Annotated in this window: 21 protein-coding genes; 11 read left to right on the top strand and 10 right to left on the bottom strand. The window is 46.2% G+C overall.

What is annotated here, in order from left to right; translation table 11 throughout:
* Positions 1-48: 48 nt before the first annotated feature.
* From E4V70_RS07200 to E4V70_RS07160, 9 genes are all read right to left on the bottom strand, one after another.
* A complete protein-coding gene (locus E4V70_RS07200; RefSeq protein ID WP_122862453.1) occupies positions 49-1,380 on the bottom strand; it encodes an acetyl-CoA carboxylase biotin carboxylase subunit in 1,332 nt (443 codons plus the stop codon).
* Positions 1,380-1,832, bottom strand: coding sequence for an acetyl-CoA carboxylase biotin carboxyl carrier protein (accB, locus tag E4V70_RS07195; RefSeq protein WP_122862452.1), 453 nt, complete (start codon positions 1,830-1,832; stop codon positions 1,380-1,382). The genes E4V70_RS07200 and accB overlap by 1 nt, the downstream gene beginning before the upstream one ends.
* A gap of 157 nt (positions 1,833-1,989) precedes the next feature.
* A complete protein-coding gene (locus E4V70_RS07190) occupies positions 1,990-2,649 on the bottom strand; it encodes a molybdate ABC transporter permease subunit (protein WP_122862451.1) in 660 nt (219 codons plus the stop codon).
* Between the two features lie 141 nt (positions 2,650-2,790).
* Positions 2,791-3,492, bottom strand: coding sequence for a molybdate ABC transporter substrate-binding protein (gene modA / locus E4V70_RS07185; protein WP_122862450.1), 702 nt, complete (start codon positions 3,490-3,492; stop codon positions 2,791-2,793).
* A gap of 110 nt (positions 3,493-3,602) precedes the next feature.
* Positions 3,603-4,253 (bottom strand): energy-coupling factor ABC transporter ATP-binding protein, encoded by a 651-nt coding sequence (locus tag E4V70_RS07180; RefSeq protein WP_122862449.1) that lies wholly within the window; start codon positions 4,251-4,253, stop codon positions 3,603-3,605.
* Positions 4,250-4,897: an energy-coupling factor transporter transmembrane component T family protein gene (locus tag E4V70_RS07175; protein ID WP_122862448.1), complete on the bottom strand. Its 648-nt coding sequence runs from the start codon at positions 4,895-4,897 to the stop codon at positions 4,250-4,252. The genes E4V70_RS07180 and E4V70_RS07175 overlap by 4 nt, the downstream gene beginning before the upstream one ends.
* Complete coding sequence (locus E4V70_RS07170; protein ID WP_122862447.1) at positions 4,894-5,346, bottom strand: hypothetical protein; 453 nt, start codon at positions 5,344-5,346, stop codon at positions 4,894-4,896. The genes E4V70_RS07175 and E4V70_RS07170 overlap by 4 nt, the downstream gene beginning before the upstream one ends.
* Positions 5,340-5,927 carry a cobalt transporter CbiM gene (gene cbiM / locus E4V70_RS07165; protein ID WP_122862446.1) on the bottom strand — a complete coding sequence of 196 codons (588 nt, stop codon included), beginning with the start codon at positions 5,925-5,927 and terminating at the stop codon, positions 5,340-5,342. Before cbiM ends, E4V70_RS07170 begins: the two co-directional genes overlap by 7 nt.
* On the bottom strand, positions 5,927-6,673 hold the full coding sequence (locus tag E4V70_RS07160) for a DUF4198 domain-containing protein (protein WP_122862445.1): 747 nt from the start codon (positions 6,671-6,673) through the stop codon (positions 5,927-5,929). Before E4V70_RS07160 ends, cbiM begins: the two co-directional genes overlap by 1 nt.
* A gap of 245 nt (positions 6,674-6,918) precedes the next feature.
* Between E4V70_RS07160 and dcd the strand changes: the two genes are divergently transcribed.
* The 9 genes from dcd to E4V70_RS07115 all read left to right on the top strand — a co-directional run bounded on the left by dcd (position 6,919) and on the right by E4V70_RS07115 (position 15,381).
* Positions 6,919-7,479, top strand: coding sequence for a dCTP deaminase (dcd, locus tag E4V70_RS07155; protein ID WP_122862444.1), 561 nt, complete (start codon positions 6,919-6,921; stop codon positions 7,477-7,479).
* Between the two features lie 223 nt (positions 7,480-7,702).
* Entirely contained in the window at positions 7,703-8,701 is a 999-nt protein-coding gene (gene pseB / locus E4V70_RS07150; protein ID WP_122862443.1) for a UDP-N-acetylglucosamine 4,6-dehydratase (inverting), read from the top strand.
* A 200-nt stretch (positions 8,702-8,901) separates the two neighbouring features.
* Positions 8,902-10,032 (top strand): UDP-4-amino-4,6-dideoxy-N-acetyl-beta-L-altrosamine transaminase, encoded by a 1,131-nt coding sequence (gene pseC, locus E4V70_RS07145; RefSeq protein ID WP_122862442.1) that lies wholly within the window; start codon positions 8,902-8,904, stop codon positions 10,030-10,032.
* Positions 10,033-10,045: 13 nt separating this feature from the next.
* The gene (pseF, locus tag E4V70_RS07140; RefSeq protein ID WP_122862441.1) at positions 10,046-10,738 is read left to right on the top strand and encodes a pseudaminic acid cytidylyltransferase; all 693 of its coding nucleotides are present in this window, start codon (positions 10,046-10,048) and stop codon (positions 10,736-10,738) included.
* Positions 10,739-10,744: 6 nt separating this feature from the next.
* Positions 10,745-10,969: a hypothetical protein gene (locus tag E4V70_RS07135; RefSeq protein WP_122862440.1), complete on the top strand. Its 225-nt coding sequence runs from the start codon at positions 10,745-10,747 to the stop codon at positions 10,967-10,969.
* Positions 10,959-11,819 (top strand): UDP-2,4-diacetamido-2,4,6-trideoxy-beta-L-altropyranose hydrolase, encoded by an 861-nt coding sequence (gene pseG, locus E4V70_RS07130; RefSeq protein WP_122862439.1) that lies wholly within the window; start codon positions 10,959-10,961, stop codon positions 11,817-11,819. The genes E4V70_RS07135 and pseG overlap by 11 nt, the downstream gene beginning before the upstream one ends.
* Positions 11,804-12,280: a UDP-4-amino-4,6-dideoxy-N-acetyl-beta-L-altrosamine N-acetyltransferase gene (gene pseH / locus E4V70_RS07125; protein ID WP_122862438.1), complete on the top strand. Its 477-nt coding sequence runs from the start codon at positions 11,804-11,806 to the stop codon at positions 12,278-12,280. Before pseG ends, pseH begins: the two co-directional genes overlap by 16 nt.
* An 8-nt stretch (positions 12,281-12,288) precedes the next feature.
* Entirely contained in the window at positions 12,289-13,317 is a 1,029-nt protein-coding gene (pseI, locus tag E4V70_RS07120) for a pseudaminic acid synthase (protein ID WP_122862437.1), read from the top strand.
* A 12-nt stretch (positions 13,318-13,329) separates the two neighbouring features.
* The gene (locus tag E4V70_RS07115; RefSeq protein ID WP_172603254.1) at positions 13,330-15,381 is read left to right on the top strand and encodes a motility associated factor glycosyltransferase family protein; all 2,052 of its coding nucleotides are present in this window, start codon (positions 13,330-13,332) and stop codon (positions 15,379-15,381) included.
* A 397-nt stretch (positions 15,382-15,778) separates the two neighbouring features.
* On the opposite strand, the gene E4V70_RS07110 is transcribed toward E4V70_RS07115, so the two are convergent.
* Complete coding sequence (locus E4V70_RS07110; protein WP_122862436.1) at positions 15,779-17,275, bottom strand: flagellin B; 1,497 nt, start codon at positions 17,273-17,275, stop codon at positions 15,779-15,781.
* Positions 17,276-17,434: 159 nt separating this feature from the next.
* Here E4V70_RS07110 and topA point away from each other — a divergent pair, with 159 nt between their 5' ends.
* Both topA and E4V70_RS07100 read left to right on the top strand, forming a co-directional pair.
* The gene (gene topA, locus E4V70_RS07105) at positions 17,435-19,543 is read left to right on the top strand and encodes a type I DNA topoisomerase (RefSeq protein ID WP_122862435.1); all 2,109 of its coding nucleotides are present in this window, start codon (positions 17,435-17,437) and stop codon (positions 19,541-19,543) included.
* 308 nt (positions 19,544-19,851) lie between these two features.
* Positions 19,852-20,691 carry a biotin synthase gene (locus tag E4V70_RS07100; RefSeq protein WP_122862434.1) on the top strand — a complete coding sequence of 280 codons (840 nt, stop codon included), beginning with the start codon at positions 19,852-19,854 and terminating at the stop codon, positions 20,689-20,691.
* Positions 20,692-20,833 lie beyond the last annotated feature (142 nt).

The raw sequence follows: 20,833 nt of genomic DNA, 5'->3' as shown, positions 1-20,833 counted from the left end.
AATTTAAACCCGCTTCGGCGCGTAAACCGCCTCGCTCTGGCCGCGAATTTAGCGGCGAGAGAGGTAGTTAGTATCGTAGTTGTTGTTGATGAAGTCCTTGTTCTCCATCATCGCGATGTGGAAGTCGCGCGTGGTTTTGATGCCGCTTATGACGAGCTGTTCTAGCGCGACTTTCATCTTGCGTATCGCGCGGTTGCGGTCGGTGTCCCAGACGATGAGTTTGCCGATCATACTGTCGTAATACGGCGGGATCGAGTAGTCCTGATAGATATGGCTATCCATGCGCACGTTTCGGCCGCCCGGGCAGACGTATTTGGTTATCTTGCCGGGACTTGGCGTAAACGTGTTTGGATCCTCGGCCGTGATGCGGCATTCGATGGCGTGACCTTTTAGCGTGATGCTTTCTTGCGGCGGTAGCGCCTCGCCCTGGGCTACTTTTATCATCAGTTCGATGATGTCTAGGCCGCTAACCATCTCGCTCACGCAGTGCTCGACTTGCAGGCGCGTATTCATCTCGATGAAGTAGAAATTTAGATCCTTATCGACCAAAAACTCAAACGTTCCCGCTCCCTCGTAGTCGATCGCTTTTGCCGCGCGGATCGCCGTTTCGTGCAGTCTAGCGCGAATGTCGTCGTCTAGCAGGATAGCAGGGCTCTCCTCGATCAGCTTTTGGTGGCGGCGCTGCATAGAGCAGTCGCGCTCGCCGATGTGCAGGACGTTGCCGTGACTATCACCGATAACCTGAACCTCGATGTGGCGCGGGTTTAGGATGTATTTTTCCATATACATCGTTCCGTCGCCAAACGCGCTCATCGCCTCGCTCTCGGCCGACCAAAACGCCTTTTCGATGTCCTCTTCGCGCTCGACCACGCGCATACCGCGTCCGCCGCCGCCGGCTGCGGCTTTTAGGATGACCGGATAGCCGATTTTTTTAGCTAGCTCTTTGGCCGCCTTAGTATCTGCTACGGCGCCGTCAGAGCCCGGGATCACCGGTACGCCCGCTCGCTGCATCATCTGCTTTGCTTTGCTTTTGTCGCTCATGAGCGCCATCGCGGCTACGCTAGGGCCGATAAATTTTAGCTTGTGATGCGAGCAAATTTCGACGAAATTTTGATTTTCGCTGAGAAATCCGTAGCCCGGAAATATCGCGTCGGCTTCGCTGATCTCGGCTGCGCTGATTATGGCCGGGATATTTAGGTAGCTGTCGCTTGAGCGCTCCTTGCCGATACAGATCGCCACGTCGGCGTATTTGACGTAGAGCGCGTCTTTATCGGCCGTGGAGTAGACCACGACTGCTTCTTTGCCCATTTCCTTTATCGTTCGCAAGGCTCGCAGCGCTATTTCGCCGCGATTTGCGATTAAAATTCTTTTTATTTCCATCAAATTTTCTCCACGCCAAATAGCGGCAATCCAAACTCGACCGGCTGGCCGTCGGAAACGAGCAGCTCGGTGATCTGACAGTCAAATTCGGCCTCGATCTCGTTCATTATCTTCATAGCTTCTATGATGCCCACGACGTCGCCTTTTCGCACGCGCTGACCGACTTTTACGAATGGCGCCGCGCCCGGGCTCGGAGCTGTGTAGAAAGTACCGACCATAGGCGATTTTATGCTGTCTTTTGGAGAATTAGCAGGAGCTTTGACCTCTGAGCTTACCACGACGTTTACCGGAGTCGGAGTCGGGGCGGGAGCTTGGACGACGGGCTTTGGCAGCTCGCAGCAGTCGGCGAATTTTTCAAGCTCGACCTCAAAATCCCCGCTTTTTACTTTTATGCGGTTCATGTCCATCTCGTTAAAAAACTCGATCAGCTCTTTTATGTCTTCTTTTTTCATAGAAATTTCTCCTAAATAGTTAAAGTTCAAAACTTCTTATTGTAGCAAAAAAATAATGAATTTATGCTCGTAAAGGCGTATTTTGTTTTTACGCTCGGGGTAAATTCGGGGCATTTGCCTCTTTAAACGTTTAAAATAGCAAATTTACGATGCCAGTCTATTTTTTAGCTCGCTCGAGAAAATTTATAAATCCGAAAAGCACCAAGCTAAGCACGACTAAAATCACGCTCAAAACAAGCGCGCGGCCGTTTTCGCCGTCGTAAACCGCATTATATATCGCTAGCGAAACGGTGTCGGTTTTGCCTACGATGTTGCCGCCCAGCATCAGCGTGATACCAACCTCGCCAAGGCCGCGAGCCAGGGCTAAAACGAGCGCCGAAACGACGCTTTTAAATACGTTTGGAATGAGGATAAAAACGGCGATCTCAAAGCGATTTTTGCCTAGGCTTTGACCCGCTTCGATTAGGCTTTTGGGCAGGCTTTCAAGCGCGCTTTGAATGGGCTTTACAAACAGCGGCAAGCCCGCCAAAAACGAAGCGATAACGAGGGCTGAAAAGCTAAAAACGATCTGTAAATTTAGCGCCTTGCCGATCACGCCGTTTCGTCCCAAGACGTAAAGTAGCAAAAATCCCGTAGCAATCGGTGGAAAAATGAGCGGAAACATCACGGCTGCTTCTAAGATGGCCTTAAATTTGCCGCGGTAAAACGCCAAAAAATAAGCCGCACCAAGCCCCAAAAATAGAAGCAGCACAAAGGTTACGGCAAGTGTTTTGGCGCTTAAAAGTAGCGGGTGAACGAGCCAGGCAAGTTCCTGCAAATTTTTCCTTTTTTCGTTAAATTTTGCTTTTCGTTTGAGTTAAATTTAGCGAGTAAATTTTAGCGTTTAAATCAAATTTGACGCAAATTTTACGTCAAATTTGAAGACAAATTTAACCGAGCCAAAAGCCCTCGATTTAAATTATTTTAGCCCGAATTTAGCGAAAATTTCCTTCGAGCGAGGAGTTTTTATCTCGTCTATAAATTTAGCGCACGCCTCGTTACCCTCGCATACAGCAAGCTTTGCCGCCGAGATGAAAACCGGGCTATAAAGCGCCTCGTCGATATAGATCACGCTGCCAAACTCGCCCTCTCTAGCCACTGCTTCGGTCGAGTTGATAAAGCCCGCGTCCACTTCGCCGTTCGCGACATAGGCGACTACTTGCGGTACGCCTGCAACCGGTAGCATCTTAGGCGCTAGATCAGCCTCTAGTCCCGAGTTTTTCAAAAACTCCGTCGTCCTCACGCCGTATATCGCTTTTTTGGCATCGGGCATCGCTATTTTGGCGAGATTTTTTAGCTCAGAGACATCTTTTATCTGCTTGCCTTTTGGCGTGACTAGCACCAAAGCGCCCTTGCCGATGCGCTCGTAGCCCTTTATATCCAGATCCGTTTTCTTTAAAAACGCCTCGTCACCCACGATCGCAGCCATCTTGCCCTCTTTTGCTTGGATGGTGATTTGGCCTAAATTTGCAAATGCGCCTTCGATCTGCACGCCGTCTTTTTTGAGATTTTCTATCACTTCAGTGACCGGTTTTTTGTATCCGCCGCCGGCACCCACGAGCAAATTTTCGCCACCAAAGGCAACCGCGGCCGCGATAGAAATAAGTAGTAATTTTTTCATAAAATTCTCCTTTGTAATAAAATTTAGTAATTTTATGAAATATATCATTATACATTGATAAATTTTGCTGTTTTCGGAGATTATTTTAAAAAAGTATAAATAAAAATATTTTATATTGACTCTAGTCCGTTTTTGGTTAGGCGGTACATTACGCTCGCTACGTCGCTTATAAATTCCTTGTCGTGAGAGACGATTATCTGCGTGACGTCGAGGGATTTTAAGATAACGGCTATCCTTCTTTGCATATCCGCATCAAGCGCGGTCGTAGGCTCGTCAAGTAGTAAAATTTTAGGCTCGGCCACTAGTATCCCGGCTAGCGCGACGAGCTTTTTCTCGCCTCCGGAGAGATTAAAAACGATCTCGTCTTTTAGGTGCCAAATTTCAAGCTCGCGTAAAATTTTCTCGGCTTTTGCCTCGGCCGGCCCTTTGTCCTCGCCGCGGCTAAGTAGCGAAAACATCACGTCATCAAGTACGCTCGGGCAGATGAAACAATCGTTGCTTTCTTGAAAAAGATAGCCCACGTCGCGGCGAAACGGCTTATACTCCTCGAGATTTGAAATTTTATGATGAAAAAGCTCTATATAGCCCAAAGAGGGCGCTTTAAGTCCGGCCATTATCTCGAGCAAGGTGCTTTTACCGCAGCCGTTTGGGCCTATGAGAGCGATTTTATCCTTGTGCGTCGCGTTTAAATTTAGATTTTCAAAAAGCGTTCTTTCGCCTATTTTGGCGCAGACGTTTTTTAGGCTTATCGTGCAGCTCATATCAGGACTCCTAAACTAAAAATGTAACAACACGCCGTCAAAGCGATTATAACGGCGTCTTTCGCGCCTATTTTGAGGCTTTTATCTCCGTAAAGTTTGCCCTCAAATCCCCTACAAACAAAGGTTTTTTCAAGGACGCTGGCCTTATAAAACGCCTCTAAAAAAAGCATAGCGACCAAATTTGCGTAAATTTTATAGGTAAAAAGCGAGGCCTTAGGCTCAAATCCACGAACTTTTAGAGTCTTTTTTAGCCTTATAAATATCGTTTTAAGATCGGCCGTAAATTTAGCGCTAAAATAAAAAATCGCCGTTAGCTTATCGCCCAAATTTAGCGACGAAACGGCAAGCGCGATACTGAAATAATCGCTCCTATAAAAGGCCAGCCGCCCAAAAAGTATGATCAAATTCGACCTTATAAATATCAGCTTTGCAAGCGCGTATTCTTCGTAAAGAACGAGGCTTAAAACGACTAAGATTATAAAAATATTTAGTTTTAAAACGGATTTTAAAATTTCAAAAAGATTTTTAAAATTTAAAATCGCTAAAAAGATCACGGGTGCGATAAAAATAGCGTCCGTGCCGCTTGAAAGCGAGACTCTAAAACTAAAAAAAGTAAAGCAAACGAGCAAAACGGATAGGTTCATTTGCCTCTTTTTACTAGATAAATTCCGCCAAAAAACAGCCCGATCCCCAAAAACGCAAGGATAAATTTAAGCGTGTAAGCCCTAAAATCCTCCTCGCTTTCGTCAAATTTGACCTTTGAGGCGTCGCCTGGCTCGTTACTTTCGGCGCTTTTTAGCTCGGCTTTGTTTGCGGTAAATTTTATCCTTTTTTCATGCGCCAGTCCGCCGTCGATTACGATTTCAAATTCGTCAGCCGGGATTTTAACCCTAGCAAAGCCCTTTTCGTCGGTTTGCGCCCTTGCGATCCGGGCGCCGTCTTTTATGAAAGATACGGGGCAATTTTTACAAGGGGAATTTCCGTAAAAATAGCTTTTTATCTCGACGAATTCGCCCTCCTGCTTTGCAAAGCCTTTTAGCGAGTGCGCGTTTAGGATGCTTGCAAAAAGCATGATCAAAAATATTTTTAGCAAATCAAAAGATCCTTTTTAACCCTGTAAATAAAAGAAAGCGCAAAAAGCGAGATGATCCCCTCAAGCGCCATAAGGGCTAAATTTGAAGTAAAAACGAGCGCGGCTACGGGGGCGAATTCTTTACCGTTTAAAACGAGCGTCAAGGATAGCAAAGCCGAGGAACAAAGTATAGGCAAAAACCCGACTAGAAACCAGAAAAACGACCTGTATCGCTTAAAAGACAGCTTTAAAAGATAGGGGCTAAGAAGCGCGGGAGAGGCGATGATCAGCAAATTTACGCCAAGGGCGCTCAGGCCGCCGTAACCAAAAAGCAAGGCCTGAAAAAACAGCGCGATGAAAATAGCCAAAACCGCGTTTGCGCCCAAAAACGCTCCCGCAAGGCCGCTTAACACGAGATGTATCGACGTAACGCCGATAGGCATATGGATAAAAGACGCCGTAAAAAACATCGCGCTGACGGCCGCTACTTTGGGTATCTCACCGGTTTTTAGCTTGTAAAGCAAACTAGACGCCCAAACTACGCAAATAGCCGAGCAAGGCACGACGATCTCGGGTTTTAAAACGCCTTCGCTAATGTGCATTATTTATACTCTTTGGTTTGCACCCAGATGACGGCTCCAAGCTCTACGGGATACTCTTTGCCCTCGTGTTTTATCTTTTGGTCGTCGTCTATGAGCGCGGCAAATCCCCACCAGCCCTCAAGCGGCATAGCAAAGCTAAATTCGCCCTGCTCGTTAGTGTTTACGACCTGCGTCACGTGTGCATCGGACGGAGCTTTTAGCCCTTTGGTGTTATAGTACTCCACCTCTACGGTTACGTTTTTAGCGCGTTTTCCTTTATAGTAAACCACGCCTGAAAATAAATTTCCCTTATAAAGTCCGTATGGGCGCGTTAGCGGCACTATCTCGGCTTTCAGTCCGGCCGGTTTATCCCAGCCCTCGCCGTAGCCGTAGGCATCGACGACGGTTTTTGTTATATGCCTTATAAATTTATCCTCCGCAGGCTCGAAATAGGGCTTTGGATCCATATAAAACTGATAGATGCCCGGCTCCTTTACGTCGTAGTTAGCCGTAAAGTAGCTAAATTTATCCTCTTTAAGCTCTTTTAGGTCTTTTATCGCCTCTTTTTTACCGTTTATAAAAACGCCCGCCTCGTTTGGAAGGGCTAGGTTCATCATATCGCCCTCAAAAGGATGGCTAAATTTGTAAGTAATCTGCAAATTCGCCTCTTTTTCGTCGTCTACGGTCGAATTTGACGGTACGACCATACCAAAATGCGCATAAGCGCTAACGCCTAAAAGCATAAGCGCCAAAGACTTGATTTTCATTTTTGCTCCTTTTGAAGGTATTTTGTAAATGAAATTGTACCCCCGTAAAGCTTATTATTTATTAAATTTTTGAGATAAATCATATTTAAAGTATAAGAAAAATATTTTGGTATTATTTATAACTGTAGAAAATAATAAGCCGAGTTTTTCAAATTTAAATTTAGCAAATAGCGGGAATGCATGCTCAAATTTTAGGTAAATTTAAATTATGTTATAATCGCGTAAATTTAAAATAAAGGTAAAAAATGGGGCTGAAATCTGACGCCTGGATACGCAAAATGTCGCACCAAAAGGCGATGATAGTGCCGTTTGCCGAGGAGCAAGTCGGGCGCGGCGTGGTTAGCTACGGAGTGTCTAGCTACGGCTACGATATCCGCGTGGGCGACGAGTTTAAAATCTTTACGAATATCGGCGGTACCGTGGTCGATCCGAAAAATTTCGACGAAAAAAACGTGGTGGACTTTAAAGGGGGCGTCTGCATCGTCCCGCCAAATTCATTCGCTCTAGCGCGCACGATCGAGTATTTTAATATGCCTGATAACGTGCTAGCCATCTGCCTAGGCAAAAGCACCTACGCAAGATGTGGTATCATCGTAAACGTCACGCCTTTTGAGCCGGGATTTAAAGGGCACATCACGATAGAAATTTCAAATACGACGCCACTACCGGCTAAAATTTACGCAAACGAAGGCATCGCGCAGGTGCTGTTTATCGAGGGCGACGAGCCGTGCGAAGTGACGTATGCGGACAAAAAGGGCAAATATCAGGCGCAGGAGGGCATAACCCTGCCTAGGATTTTGAGATAAAAGCAAAAATACCGCACCTAAACAAATTTAACGAACTAAATTTTGAATCAAATTTAAGGCACGGTTTTTGCTCCGGCTGAATAAAATTTAAATAAACGGCGAATCGTTTCAGCTAGATGAGGCAAATTAAAAATTTGCGAAGGAGCGTATGCAAAATACGCGGCCAAGCGAATTTAAATTTACGACGTACGGCAAAAAACCAAGCCGCGAAAGGCAAAAATAAATGTTTAACGGAAAATCCATCCTCATCACCGGCGGCACCGGGTCATTCGGCAAAAAATACACCGAAATTTTACTCTCCAAATTTAAACCAAAAAGGCTAGTCATCTACTCTCGCGACGAGCTCAAACAGTACGAGATGGCGCAGGTTTTTAAAGACCCCGCGATGCGATTTTTCATCGGCGACGTGCGCGACGAAAAGCGCCTCATGACCGCGATGAACGGCATCGACTACGTGATACACGCAGCGGCCATGAAGCACGTGCCAATCGCGGAATACAACCCGATGGAGTGCATAAAAACCAACATCAACGGCGCACAAAACGTCATCGACGCGGCGCTAGAATGCGGCGTGAGCAAGGTTATCGCGCTCTCGACCGACAAGGCGTGCAACCCCGTAAATTTATACGGCGCGACCAAGCTTGCCAGCGATAAACTTTTTGTCGCGGCAAACAACATCGCGGGCAGCAAAAAAACGCGATTTAGCGTCGTTCGCTACGGCAACGTCGTGGGATCGCGCGGCTCGGTCGTGCCGCTGTTTAAGAAGCTAATCGCAGAAGGCGCAAAAGAGCTGCCGATCACGCATGCTGATATGACGCGGTTTTGGATCACGCTTGAACAAGGCGTCAATTTCGTACTTAAAAACTTCGAGCGCATGAAGGGCGGCGAAATTTTCATCCCAAAAATCCCGTCGATGACGATGATCGAGCTAGCTCGCTCTATGGCGCCACGTCTTGGCGTAAAAATAATCGGCATCCGCCCCGGCGAAAAGATGCACGAGGTCATGGTCGGCAAGGACGACGCGCACCTAACCTACGAGTTTGACGACCACTACGTGATCAGTCCGTCGATCAAATTTACGAGCAAGGACGACGACTTTAGCATAAATGCGCTAGGCGAAAAAGGGCGTCTCGTGGAGGAAAATTTCGAGTACAGCTCGGATAAAAATAAAATTTGGCTAGGTAAAGACGGGCTTTTAGAGATGATCGAGGCTAGTAAATAATTTGGCCGAAATTTATAAAATTTGAGCCGAAGCCTTTAAATTTAGAAAAACGAGGCGAAGTATTTTTGCGTTTAGACGAGGCGGAAATGAGCCGAGCGAGGGCGCATGCAAGTAGTATGTAACCGAGCTTCGGCGAAATTTCTAACGAAGTATAAACCAAAAAGACAAGCCGCAATAAAGACAAGCCGAAAAGGATAAAAATGATACCTTACAGTAGACAACAAATCACCGACTCCGACATCGCCGCCGTCGTAAGCGCTCTAAAAGACGACATCCTAACGGGCGGCGACAAGGTCGGCGAATTTGAAGAAGCGATCGCCCGGTATGTCGGCGTAAAGCACGTCGTAGCGATGAACTCGGCGACGAGCGCACTTCACGTCGCATATCTTGCGCTAGGCGTGAGAGAGGGCGACGAGGTCGTAACGACGCCCATCACGTTTGCGGCGACGGCAAATGCGGCGCTAATGGCGGGAGCGGAGGTTAAATTCGCGCCCGTTAAATTTGTCGGAAATATCGACGAAAACGCGCTTGCAAGCCTCATCACGTCTAAAACCAAAGTTATAACCGCGGTTGATTTCGGCGGCAATCCCGTAAATTTGGGCGCTATCTTAAAACTAGCCCGCGAGCGCGGCATAAAGGTGCTTGACGACGCTTCGCACGCGCTGGGCAGCTCGCAAGGAGGCGTCAAAGTCGGCGCAAAAGCGGACGTTAGTATTTTTAGCTTTCACCCCGTTAAGCCGCTAACGACCTTTGAGGGCGGCGCGCTAGCTACCAACGACGACGAGATTGCGCGCCTAGCACGCCTTTACCGCTCGCACGGCATAGCCAAAAAACGCCTCTGGGACAGCGATCAGAGCTTGCTCGGATACAACTACCGCTTGCCGGACGTCGCCTGCGCGCTAGGGCTAAATCAGCTAAAAAGGCTAGACGAAACCATCGCGGCGCGCGAGAAGATCGCCAAATTTTACGACGAAAAATTTGAAAAAAACCCGTATTTTAGCGTGATCAAGCTACCAGGCGACGTCGTTAGTTCGCGCCACCTCTATCCTATCTTGCTCTTTCGCCAGTTTTGGTGCGCCAAAGAGGACGTATTTGCCGCGCTTCACGCGCGCGGCATCGGCGTACAGGTGCACTATAAGCCCACTTATAAATTTAGCTTTTACCGCGAGCGCTACGGCGATATTGCGGTGCCTAGCGCTGAGGATTTTTACGCCGCCGAGCTTAGTATCCCGTGCCATCAGTGCATGAGCCTAGAGGACGCAAATTTCGTCGCGGACGCTCTTTTTGAGGTTTTAAAGAGCTTTGACGCGCCGCAAGGCTGCAGGGTTTAGGGCGGTAAATTTGATGAGATATAACCAAAACTGCGCTCTTTGCGTCATCCCGGCTCGCGGCGGCAGCAAACGCATACCGCGCAAAAACGTTAAGGATTTCTTAGGCAAGCCGCTGATAGCTTACAGCATTGAGGCGGCGCTAAATTCGGGCGTTTTTGGGCGCGTGATAGTGAGCACCGACGACGCCCTGATAGCGGGCGTCGCAGTCAAATTCGGCGCGCAGGTTCCGTTTGTGAGAGACGCCTCGCTAAGCGACGACTACGCAACGAGCAGCGACGCCGTAGCGGACGCGGCGGCGAGGCTGGGCGGATACTCGCACGTTTGCTGCCTATATGCGACCGCGCCGCTTATCACGGGAGAAATTTTACGCGAGGCATACGGCAAATTTAAAGAAGCGGAGTGCGAGTTTTTATTTTCAGCGACCGAGTTTAGCTTCCCTATCCAGCGTGCGATCAGGCTTGGCGATGACGGCGCCATAGATATGTTTTACCCGCAGTTTGCGCTAACTCGCTCGCAAGATCTAGAGCGAGCTTATCACGACGCAGGCGCGTTTTATTTCGGCAGGTGCGAGGCGTGGCTAGAGAAAAAACCGATCTTTGCGCCGCACTCAAGGGCGTTTTTGCTACCGCGAAATTTAGTCTGCGACATCGATACGCCGGAGGATTTCGAGTTCGCGCAGAAGCTTTACCGGATAAATTACGACTGAGGACAAATGCAAAAAGATTACCTAAAAGCCAAAATATCGGTAGCTAGAACGCTCATGCAAATCTTTGCGGTTGCGGGGATCTTGCACATCTTTTATCTAGCGGCTAGCTACCGCGGGCTAAACGAGACTCAGATCCTATTTTTCGCCTCTGCCGGCGCCGTTTACCTCATCGCCGCCGTATGCTTGACGCTTAGAATTTTAAATTTGGCGGAAAAACTTGATGAATTTTAGCGAAATTTCAAACCTAAAAACCCTCATCCGCGCCGATAGCGGCTCAAAAATCGGACACGGACACGTTAGGCGAGATCTCATTTTGGCGCAAAATTTTAAAGACGCTAGCTTTGCTTGCATCGACCTACCTGGCAGCCTAGCAGGCGAGATACCCTATCCCGTTTTTACGCTAAAAAGCGCCGATATAGGTGAACTAGTAAATTTGATAAAAGGGCATAAATTTGAGCTTCTAGTGATCGATCATTACGGCATTAGCGCGGCGGACGAAAAGCTAATCAAAGAGCAAACGAACGTCAAAATTTTAAGCTTTGACGACAACTACAAAGAGCATTTTTGCGACTACTTGCTAAACGTAAATATCTACGCCCAGCCCCAAAAATACGCAAATCTAGTGCCCGCAAACTGCGAGCTGGTTTTTTCGCCGCTAGTTAGGAGCGAGTTTTACGACGAAGCAAAAATCAAACGCGAGAAAAAATTTGACTACCTCATCGCACTAGGCGGCACGGACGCGCTAAATTTGACCGCCAAAATCGCCTCAAATTTGCTCGCCAAAAACAAAAAAGTAGCCGCTATCACGACGAGTGCGAACGCAAATTTGGCAAATTTGCAAAATTTGGCGGATAGCGAGCCGAATTTTAGCCTTTTTATAAACTCAAACGAGGTCGCGCGACTGATGAGCGAGAGCGAAATTTTAGTGATTTCGGCTAGCTCGCTCGTAAACGAAGCGCTGGTTTTGGGCGCGAAATCTAAAGCCGTGCGCGTCGCGGATAATCAAAACGAGATGGCGCAGTGGCTAGCGGCAAACGGGTGCGAGATCTACGAGGCGGACGAAATATGCTTGAACTTATAAATTTCACCGATCTAACGGACGAGCAAATTTTGATAGTTTTGCGTTGGCGAAACGACGAGCGAGTCGCAAAATACATGAAAAACAAAAGCGTGAGCGAGCAAGAACACAGAAAATTTATCACAAATTTGAAAAATGACGAAACGAAAAGATATTTTTTAGTAAAAGAAGATAACGACTACATCGGCGTGATCGATTTCGTGGATATCGAGACGGACTCGTGCGAATTGGGCATTTACGCAAATCCCCAGCTAAAAGGCAAAGGCAAAATCCTAATGCAAACCATCATAGAATACGCCGCCAAAACGCTTAAAGTCGGCGAGCTAAAATCGTGCGCCTACAACGAAAACGAAAAAGCGATCGCGCTATACCGCAAATTCGGCTTTGAAATTTACGAGCGCGACGAGCAAATGAGCTATATGTCGCTATCTTTACGCAAACTTGATATAATGGCTAAAAGTTAGGAAAATTTATGAAAATAGCAAATTTCGACACGGACAAAAGCGTATTTATCATCGCCGAGCTCTCGGCAAATCACTCAGGTAGCTTGCAAACGGCGCTTGACACGATAAAAGCGGCTAAGCGCGCGGGAGCCGACGCCATAAAACTGCAAACATACACGCCCGATAGCCTCACGCTAGATTCGCGCGGCGAGGATTTCATGATAAAAGGCGGGCTGTGGGACGGAGCAAATTTATACGAGCTCTACAAGCAAGCCCTGACGCCGCGCGAGTGGCATAAGCAGCTTTTTGCCGCAGCGCGGGACGAAGGGCTCATCTGCTTTTCAAGCCCGTTTTGCAGAGACGACGCGGACTTTTTAGAGAAATTTAACCCGCCCGCTTACAAGATAGCAAGCTTTGAGGTTACGGACTATGATTTCGTGCGGTACGTCGCGCTCAAAGGCAAACCGATCATAATCTCCACGGGCATCGCGACCGAGCAAGAAATCGACGACGTCGTGCAAATTTGCAAAGATACGGGAAACGAGCGGATCGCGCTTTTAAAATGCACGTCTAGCTACCCCGCCCCGCTTGACGGGATGAATCTACGTACGATCGCCGACATGGAGCGCAAATTCGGCGTAGAGGTCGGCTTTTCAGACCATACGCTAGGTATCGTGGCGCCAGTAGTCGCCGTGAGTCTGGGCGCTCGCATCGTAGAAAAGCACTTTATCTTAGATAAAAGCGTTCGCAGCGTCGATGAGGCTTTTAGCTTGGACGAGCGAGAATTTAGCGAAATGGTAAAAGCCGTGCGAGACGCCGAAGCGCTGCTTGGTAAAGTAAACTACGAGTTAGATGAAAAAGCCGTGCAAAATCGCCGCTTTTCGCGCTCGCTTTACGCTTGTGCGGATATCAAAGAGGGCGAAATCTTTAGCGAAAAAAACGTAAAAAGCGTACGCCCGGGGTACGGCTTGCACCCTAAATTCTTACCTGAGCTACTAGGTAAAAAAGCAAAAAGAGAGATAAAATTTAGCGAGAGAATCAAAAAAGAAGATCTATAAAAAGGAAAGAAAATGGCAAAAGAGATAGATAAAAAGTTAAATTTAAACCATCAAAGCACAAAAAACATTAAACAAGATGCAAAAAAACAAGAGATGACAAACACGGAGGGACCGCAAAATCCAGTCTTTAAACGCAACCTTAATGCCCTCTTTCAGCAGGATGAAATTTTAGCCGCACGCCTTTGGGGAATGGAAGAAATGAAGGATTATGACATCTTTATCGGCAAAGACCCCATCGATATAAATATCATAAATAACAAAACCCTAAAATACGTCTATGAAAATCCAGTTAAAGACGTACAAGAAACACTGGACTCCGTCGAAAAAGAGTATAAACGCTATCCAATTATGTATTTTTACGGACTAGGCAACGGGGTACTATATAAAGCGCTCTTAAAAAACGAAACCCATCAAAAAATCGTCGTCGTCGAACCTGAAATAGAAATCATTTACGCAACGCTAAATTTAGTCGATTTGTCACAAGAACTCGCGAGCGAGCGATTAACGCTATTTTTCTCTGAATTTGCCACATATACGCAGTTTTATTATCTGATCTGCAATCACAAATTTGCGTCATACGCCAAAATTTATGACCTCCATATACACTCGCGTTTTTACGACGATTTTAGCGAAGATTGCATGAAAATAAATCAAGAATTTACCAAGGCTATATCTCAAATGGTTGCAGGTCACGGCAACAGTATCGACGATAATCTAATAGGCGTTAGGCAGCATATAGAAAATTTGCCGACGATGATCACAAACTACTCCTATGTAGATCTTGTAAAAAAACGCTACAAATCAATGGATACGGCAGTAATCGTCTCAACAGGCCCTAGTCTAGATAAGCAACTCGATGCGCTCAAAAAATTTGCTCCTTACGTTACCATTATTAGCCTTGATGCCTCTTATCCAATATTACTAAAGCATGGAATTAAGCCAGACTATGTAACTTCGATCGAGCGTGTAGAGGCAACGTCTAGCTTTTTTAAACATAAAAACAAAAAACTTGACGAAGATGTTTATTTTGTAGTCGCTTCATTAACCCACAAACAAACGATAAAAAATATCCTACCGCGCCGCCTAGTTCTTACTATGAGGCCTCAACAAAACGAAACGGCGTTTAAGCTAAGAAAATACGGCTACTTGGGACTTGGGCACTCTACAGCAAACCAAGCTTATCAGCTGGCCTACGTACTAGGACATAAAAATATAATTTTGATTGGACAAGACTTGGCCTTTGCCCCAGACGGCAAGTCTCACGCAACAGGACACGCATTCGCTCAAGCAGACGAATACCTTTACATTAAAGCTTACGGCGGCGAGGGCGAAGTGCGAACAACATATATTTGGGATAAATTTAGAAATCAATTTGAAGCCGATATTGAACAATCAAATAAAAAGGATATAGCGACATACAACTGTACCGAAGGCGGTGCAAGAATAGAAGGCAGCATAGAAAAGCCGTTTTTAGAAACACTAAAGAAACTTTGTAAAAACAAAAAACCTAAAAAACTGCCACATATCAAACCTGTGAAAGATGATGATGTCAATAAGAATCTAGTAAAAGCATATAAATTTATAGTAAAAAAGCTCAGCATCGAGACCGAAGCCAAACAAATAATTGAAACAGTATTCTTAGATATCGTACCTAAAATAGACGAGATTATAAAACTAAGAGACGAAAATAAAATAACCAAGGAGCTTTTCCCGCAGTTAGTTGCAATTTCAAATAAAATAGACAAGACAAAAGAGATCATTTCTAGGGCAAAATTTAAGCCTTTTATTGAAAATATCGTATCCATATCGATTTATCACCAAGAACTCGAGCTTGCTAAAATTTCTGTAGCCCCAAGCGATACGGTAATGCAAAAAGTAAATAAATTGATCGAGTGGATAGAAATGCATAAATACTGGCTATTTTCAGCTGCAGGCGGACTAAATGCCGAAATAGAAGTCACAAAAAAAGCATCTAAAAATTTGGTTAGAGAATTAAAAAAACGAAATCTCATAACCAAAAATGAGATCGGGAAAGCCAAAGAAGATTTTAAATTGTCTTTTTAGGCTCTAAAAAGGCAAACCTTTGTAATTAAATTTTCTAGACGCGGCAACCTGCATGCCGCACTTGTTTGTTAGAGACAAGGTAATTTTGTAGCCAAATTTGACTATCTCTTTGTTTAATTACTTGCCTTAAAACGCTTAAAATATTGAGCTAGTTAATTTGTTTTTAAATAAAAATTTTTTGAAATAATAAAACGAATATAGTAAAAGCAGAACAAGTCCTAGATTAATAAACAAATCTAGGACTTTAGTTTGCGTATTATAAATGCACTCGCCAAAAAACAACCATACGAGATAAATCTACCTCGTATAGAAATACTTTCGACTACTGTAGTAATCTCAAGATGCATCTAGTTTAGTAAAGCCTAAAACGGCCTTACTTTACTAGAAATGTTTAATACTACTGAAGTAGTCTTAGAACGTTTTGCTGAACAGAGTTAGCTTGGCTCATAGCATAACTTCCCGACTGAGCAAGAATGTTAAACTTAGAGAAGTTTGCTGATTCGCTAGCGAAATCAACGTCTCTGATTTGAGATTCAGCTGATTTTACGTTTACTTGAGTAACCGTGATGTTGTTTACGGTTGCAACAAGCTGATTTTGCACAGAACCTAGGTCAGAGCGGATCTGATCAAGAGTTTTTTGAGCAGACTCTGCGATATCCATAACAGCCATCGCACCGCGTAGAGTCATAACGCCAGCTGATTGGTTTGACGATATGTTAAGACTCATTCTTTGAAAGCCCATAGCGGTAGCCAAGTTTTTATCTATCTGACCCCTTACGTCTCTTAATGACACAGATTGTTGTGCACCGCCCTTATCGCTAAATGCCTTGGAAAGTAGCGCACCGCTCATCTTAATATCGCGTCCGTCTAGACGAACCAAATTTAATCTACCGACAAAGCCAGCGGTTAAAGAAGAACCGTTTGCCTTAACGCCTTTTCCGCCAAGACCCGCGCTAATATCTTTACCTTTAATCTCTATCGCACGACCTTGTCTGCTTGTTAAAACCATTTTGCCTTCAGTATTTACCGATGCTTCAACCCCAGTTTGATCCTTAACGGCATTGATGGCGTTTACTAAAGCACCGTTTCCATCGTTTGCTTTTACTTCAAGGTCGCCTATTTTAACACCATTGATCGTAAGAGATTTAATCAAACCGCCACTTATTGATTTAGATGCTATCCAAGTAACATCAAATGTAGCCCTAACGCCGGTCTTATCTGAAACTTTGTTGATATTTTCCGCCAAAGCACCGACTCCGTTGCCAAGACCAGATGAAACAGTCGCTCGCGCCACTTTAACATCGTTTACTCCGTCAACATTTAGGAACTTAAGATCAACTTTAGCAAATCCAGTTAAAAGCTTTGAGCTTTCAAATCTTGTTAGGCCGATCTTATCTGACGTAGTAGCGCCGATAGATGCCTTAACTGTTTGGTTTGAGTAAGCGCCGATTTGGAACTCTTTGTTAGAGAATGTTCCGTTTAGTAGCTGCTGACCGTTGAAAGACGTCGTATTACCGATGTTGTCTAGCTCTTCCATTAGACGAACGATGTCTGCTTGAAGCGCTTGACGAGATTGAGTAGTTTGACCGTCTTGAGCTGATTGAGTAGCTTTTACCTTGATAGTATCAAGGATTTTTAGCTGCTCATCCATAGCTTTGTCAGCTACTTGGATGATACCGATAGCGTCGTTACCGTTAGCGATAGCTTGACCAAGGGCAGAAGCTTGAGAGCGAAGGCTATCAGCGATAGATAGACCGGAAGCGTCGTCCGCTGCTGTTTGAATTCTCAAACCTGAGCTTAATCTGCCAAGAGAGTTAGATAACATTCTGTTGTTACCGACTGCGTTAGCGTGTGTGTTAAGTGCGTTTACGTTAGTGTTAATACGAAAACTCATTGTAAATCCTTTTAAAGTTTTAGTTACGACTTCTTGTCGCACAAAAACTATATCGGACTAAATCAAAAAAACTTTAGGGGTAAATGAAAAAATTTTCAAATTTCTTTTTCGGCCAAAATTTTTGCTACAATTACCGCAAAAAATAAAAAGGCTATATTAATGAAAAGCTTAATCATCGTGGAATCTCCCGCTAAAGCCAAAACGATAAAAAACTTTCTTGGGCCAGGCTACGACGTCATCGCATCAAAAGGCCATATCAGGGATCTGCCAAAGACGGCATTTGGCATCAAGATCGAGGGCGAAAAATTTACGCCCGAGTATAGGATCAGCGCCGATCACTCCGCGATCGTAAAAGAGATCAAAGAGTTAGCCAAAAATGCCGACCAAATCTACCTCGCAACCGATGAGGACCGCGAAGGAGAGGCCATCGCCTACCACATCGCCGCAGCCATCGGCAAAAAGCCCGAGAGCCTGCCTCGCATCGTGTTTCACGAGATAACCAAAAGCGCCATCGAGGCCGCTTTAAAAAACCCGCGCACGATAAATATGGATAGCGTAAATGCGCAGCAAGCACGCCGCCTGCTGGACCGAATCGTGGGCTACAAGCTCTCGCCGCTGTTAAATTTAAAAATCCAAAAAGGCCTAAGCGCGGGGCGCGTACAAAGCGCCGCTCTAAAAATCATCGTAGACCGCGAGCGCGAGATTCGCGACTTTAAACCGATCGAATACCACAGCATCGACGCCGTCTTTAAAAAAGACCTTGACGCCGAGCTGGTTAAATTTGAAGCGCAAAAGATAGAAAAGCTAACTATCGCAAACGCCGACCGAGCCAAATTTATCGTGGAAAATCTAAAAAGCGATAAATTTAGCGTCTGCGAGATCGAAGCCAAAGAGCGCAAAACCGAGCCCGCGCCGCCTTTTATGACCTCGACGCTACAACAAAGCGCGAGCAACCGATTAGGCTTTAGCCCGAAAAAAACGATGATGATCGCGCAAAATTTATACGAAGGCGTGCAGACGCATCAGGGCTTCATGGGCGCGATAACCTACATGAGAACGGATAGCCTAAATCTCGCCAAAGAAGCCGTCGCTGCCGCACGCGATATGATCGAGAAAGAGTACGGCGAGCGCTACCTGCCCGCTAAGGCTAAAATTTACGCAACCAAAAGCAAAGGCGCGCAAGAAGCCCACGAGGCGATCCGCCCGACGAACCTCAGCTTCACGCCTGCTATCGCCGCGCAGTATCTCGAAAAAGACGCATTGCGCCTCTACACGCTCATCTACAACCGCTTTTTAGCCTGCCAGATGAGCGCTAGCATTAGCCAGACGCAAAACGTATTCGTCGCGGGAGCAAAAGGGGAGTTTAAAATAAGCGGCCGCAAGGTGCTGTTTGACGGATTTTACCGCGTTTACGGCGATATGGATAAGGATAAAATTTTACCCGACTTAAAAATCGGCGACGAAATGAGCCTGCAAAGCATCAAAAGCTCGCAGCACTTCACCGAACCGCCGTCTCGCTACTCGGAGGCTGGACTAGTTAAAAAGCTAGAAAGCCTGGGCATCGGGCGCCCTAGCACCTACGCGCCGACCATCTCGCTGCTGACCTCTCGCGACTACGTCAAGGTCGAGAAAAAGCAGCTCGTGCCAAACGAGATCGCCTTTACGATGATGGGTGTTTTGGAGGAGCACTTTAGCGACATCGTAGATAGCGAATTTACCTCAAATATGGAAGAAAAGCTCGACCACGTCGCCGAAGACAAAGCCGACTGGCAAAAGCTTTTGAGCGATTTTTATCATCCGTTTATGGATAAAATCTCAGCCGGCAAAACAGGCATAAAAAGCCAAAAAGTAGCCACCCCTATCGGCGAAAAGTGTCCCGAGTGCGGCGGCGAACTACTGCTACGAAAGGGGCGCTACGGCGAGTTTATCGCGTGCGGAAATTTCCCTAAATGCAAATACTCGCGCAATATCGCCAAGGCTGATCAAGGCGCGCAAGAAGGCGAAGCTGCGACAAAACCGAAAAAGGAGCTCAAAAAGATCGACGTACCATGTCCAAAATGCGGCGGCGACATCGTCGAGCGCATCAGCCGCAGGGGTAAATTTTACGGCTGCGCAAACTACCCCAAATGCGACTTCGTCTCAAACTACGAGCCGGTTGCCGAAAAATGCGACGAATGCGGCGGCGATATGATCAAAAAAGAGCTCAAAAAAGGGACGTTTCACGAGTGCGTGAAGTGCAAGAAAAAGGTACAAATAGCGGAGCAATAGTGGCGGCTTGTCTTTTTATCCTATACTTCGTTGAAATTTAATTTTAAAGCTCGGCAGACTACACGTCTAGCCTACACTTAAAAATTAAATTTCGCCTCGTCTAGAATAAAAATACGTCGCCTTACAGATTACAACTCAGAAATTTTAAATTTAAACATAAAAACGATAAGGCAAAGTATCGCGAGATGATTTTTCGAGTTTTGAAGCAAAATTGAGCGTGCGCTAGGCAATATAGCCTGCGGAGCGAAAATTTTGCGAAATCTCGGAAAAGCGCTCGCGAGACAAGCCGCTAAAAAAGGAATAAATTAATGAAAACTATTATGTTATGCGCCATCTGTTCGGTAAGCTCCGGCAACTGCTCCGAGGACTGCGGCTACTGCACGCAAAGCGCAGGTATAAACGCCGATATCGAAAAATACAAAATGAAAACCGCCGAGCAGGTAGTCGCCGAAGCTAGGATCGCGGCGGCAAACCACGCGCTGGGCTTTTGCCTAGTCACCAGCGGCGCAAGACTCACGGACAAAAAGACCGAGGAGATCGCCCGCCTCGCGCGCGCCGTAAATAAAGAAGTCCCAAACCTCATGCTAATCGCCTGTAACGGCATGGCGACGCTACCTCAGCTAAAAGAGCTCAAAAGCGCGGGCGTGTTTAGCTACAACCACAACCTAGAAACCTCGCGCGAGTTTTTCCCGCAAATTTGCTCGACGCACAGCTGGGACGAGCGCTGGCAGACCAACGTCGACGCCAAAGAAGCGGGGCTAATGCTCTGCACGGGCGGCATTTACGGCCTTGGCGAGAGCGAGGCCGACCGCGCGAGCCTGCAAGCTAGCCTAAAAGAGCTCGATCCCTTTTCAAGCCCGATAAATTTCTTTATACCAAACGATGCGCTACGCGTCAAACGGCCGCCTATGATAGCGGACGAGGCGCTAAAAATTATCGACGACACCGTCCGCGCGCTACCTAACGCTCGCGTGATGATAGCAGGCGGTCGCGAGAAAATTTTAGGCGAACGCCAATACGAAATCTTCGATCACGGCGTCGCAGCCGTCGTCATCGGCGATTATCTCACGACTAAGGGCGAGGTCGCTAGCCGCGATATCGCCGAGTTTCAAGCGCGAGGATTTAACTTCGCTACGCTTTGCCACTGATTCAAATTTGCCGCTGATAGGCTGCGGCAAATTTACTGACGCGATTTTGGCGGGTAATCGTCAAATTTAGCCTGCATTTTAAACGCATTTTAGTATTTTGGTTTTTGCCATTTAAACATCGCAATTTGCCTAAATTCTAAAT

Source organism: Campylobacter showae, from assembly GCF_900699785.1.
GTDB classification, from domain to species: Bacteria; Campylobacterota; Campylobacteria; order Campylobacterales; family Campylobacteraceae; genus Campylobacter_A; species Campylobacter_A showae_D.
The sequence above is the reverse complement of the archived record's forward strand: the minus strand, read 5'-3'. Positions and strand labels throughout refer to the sequence as shown.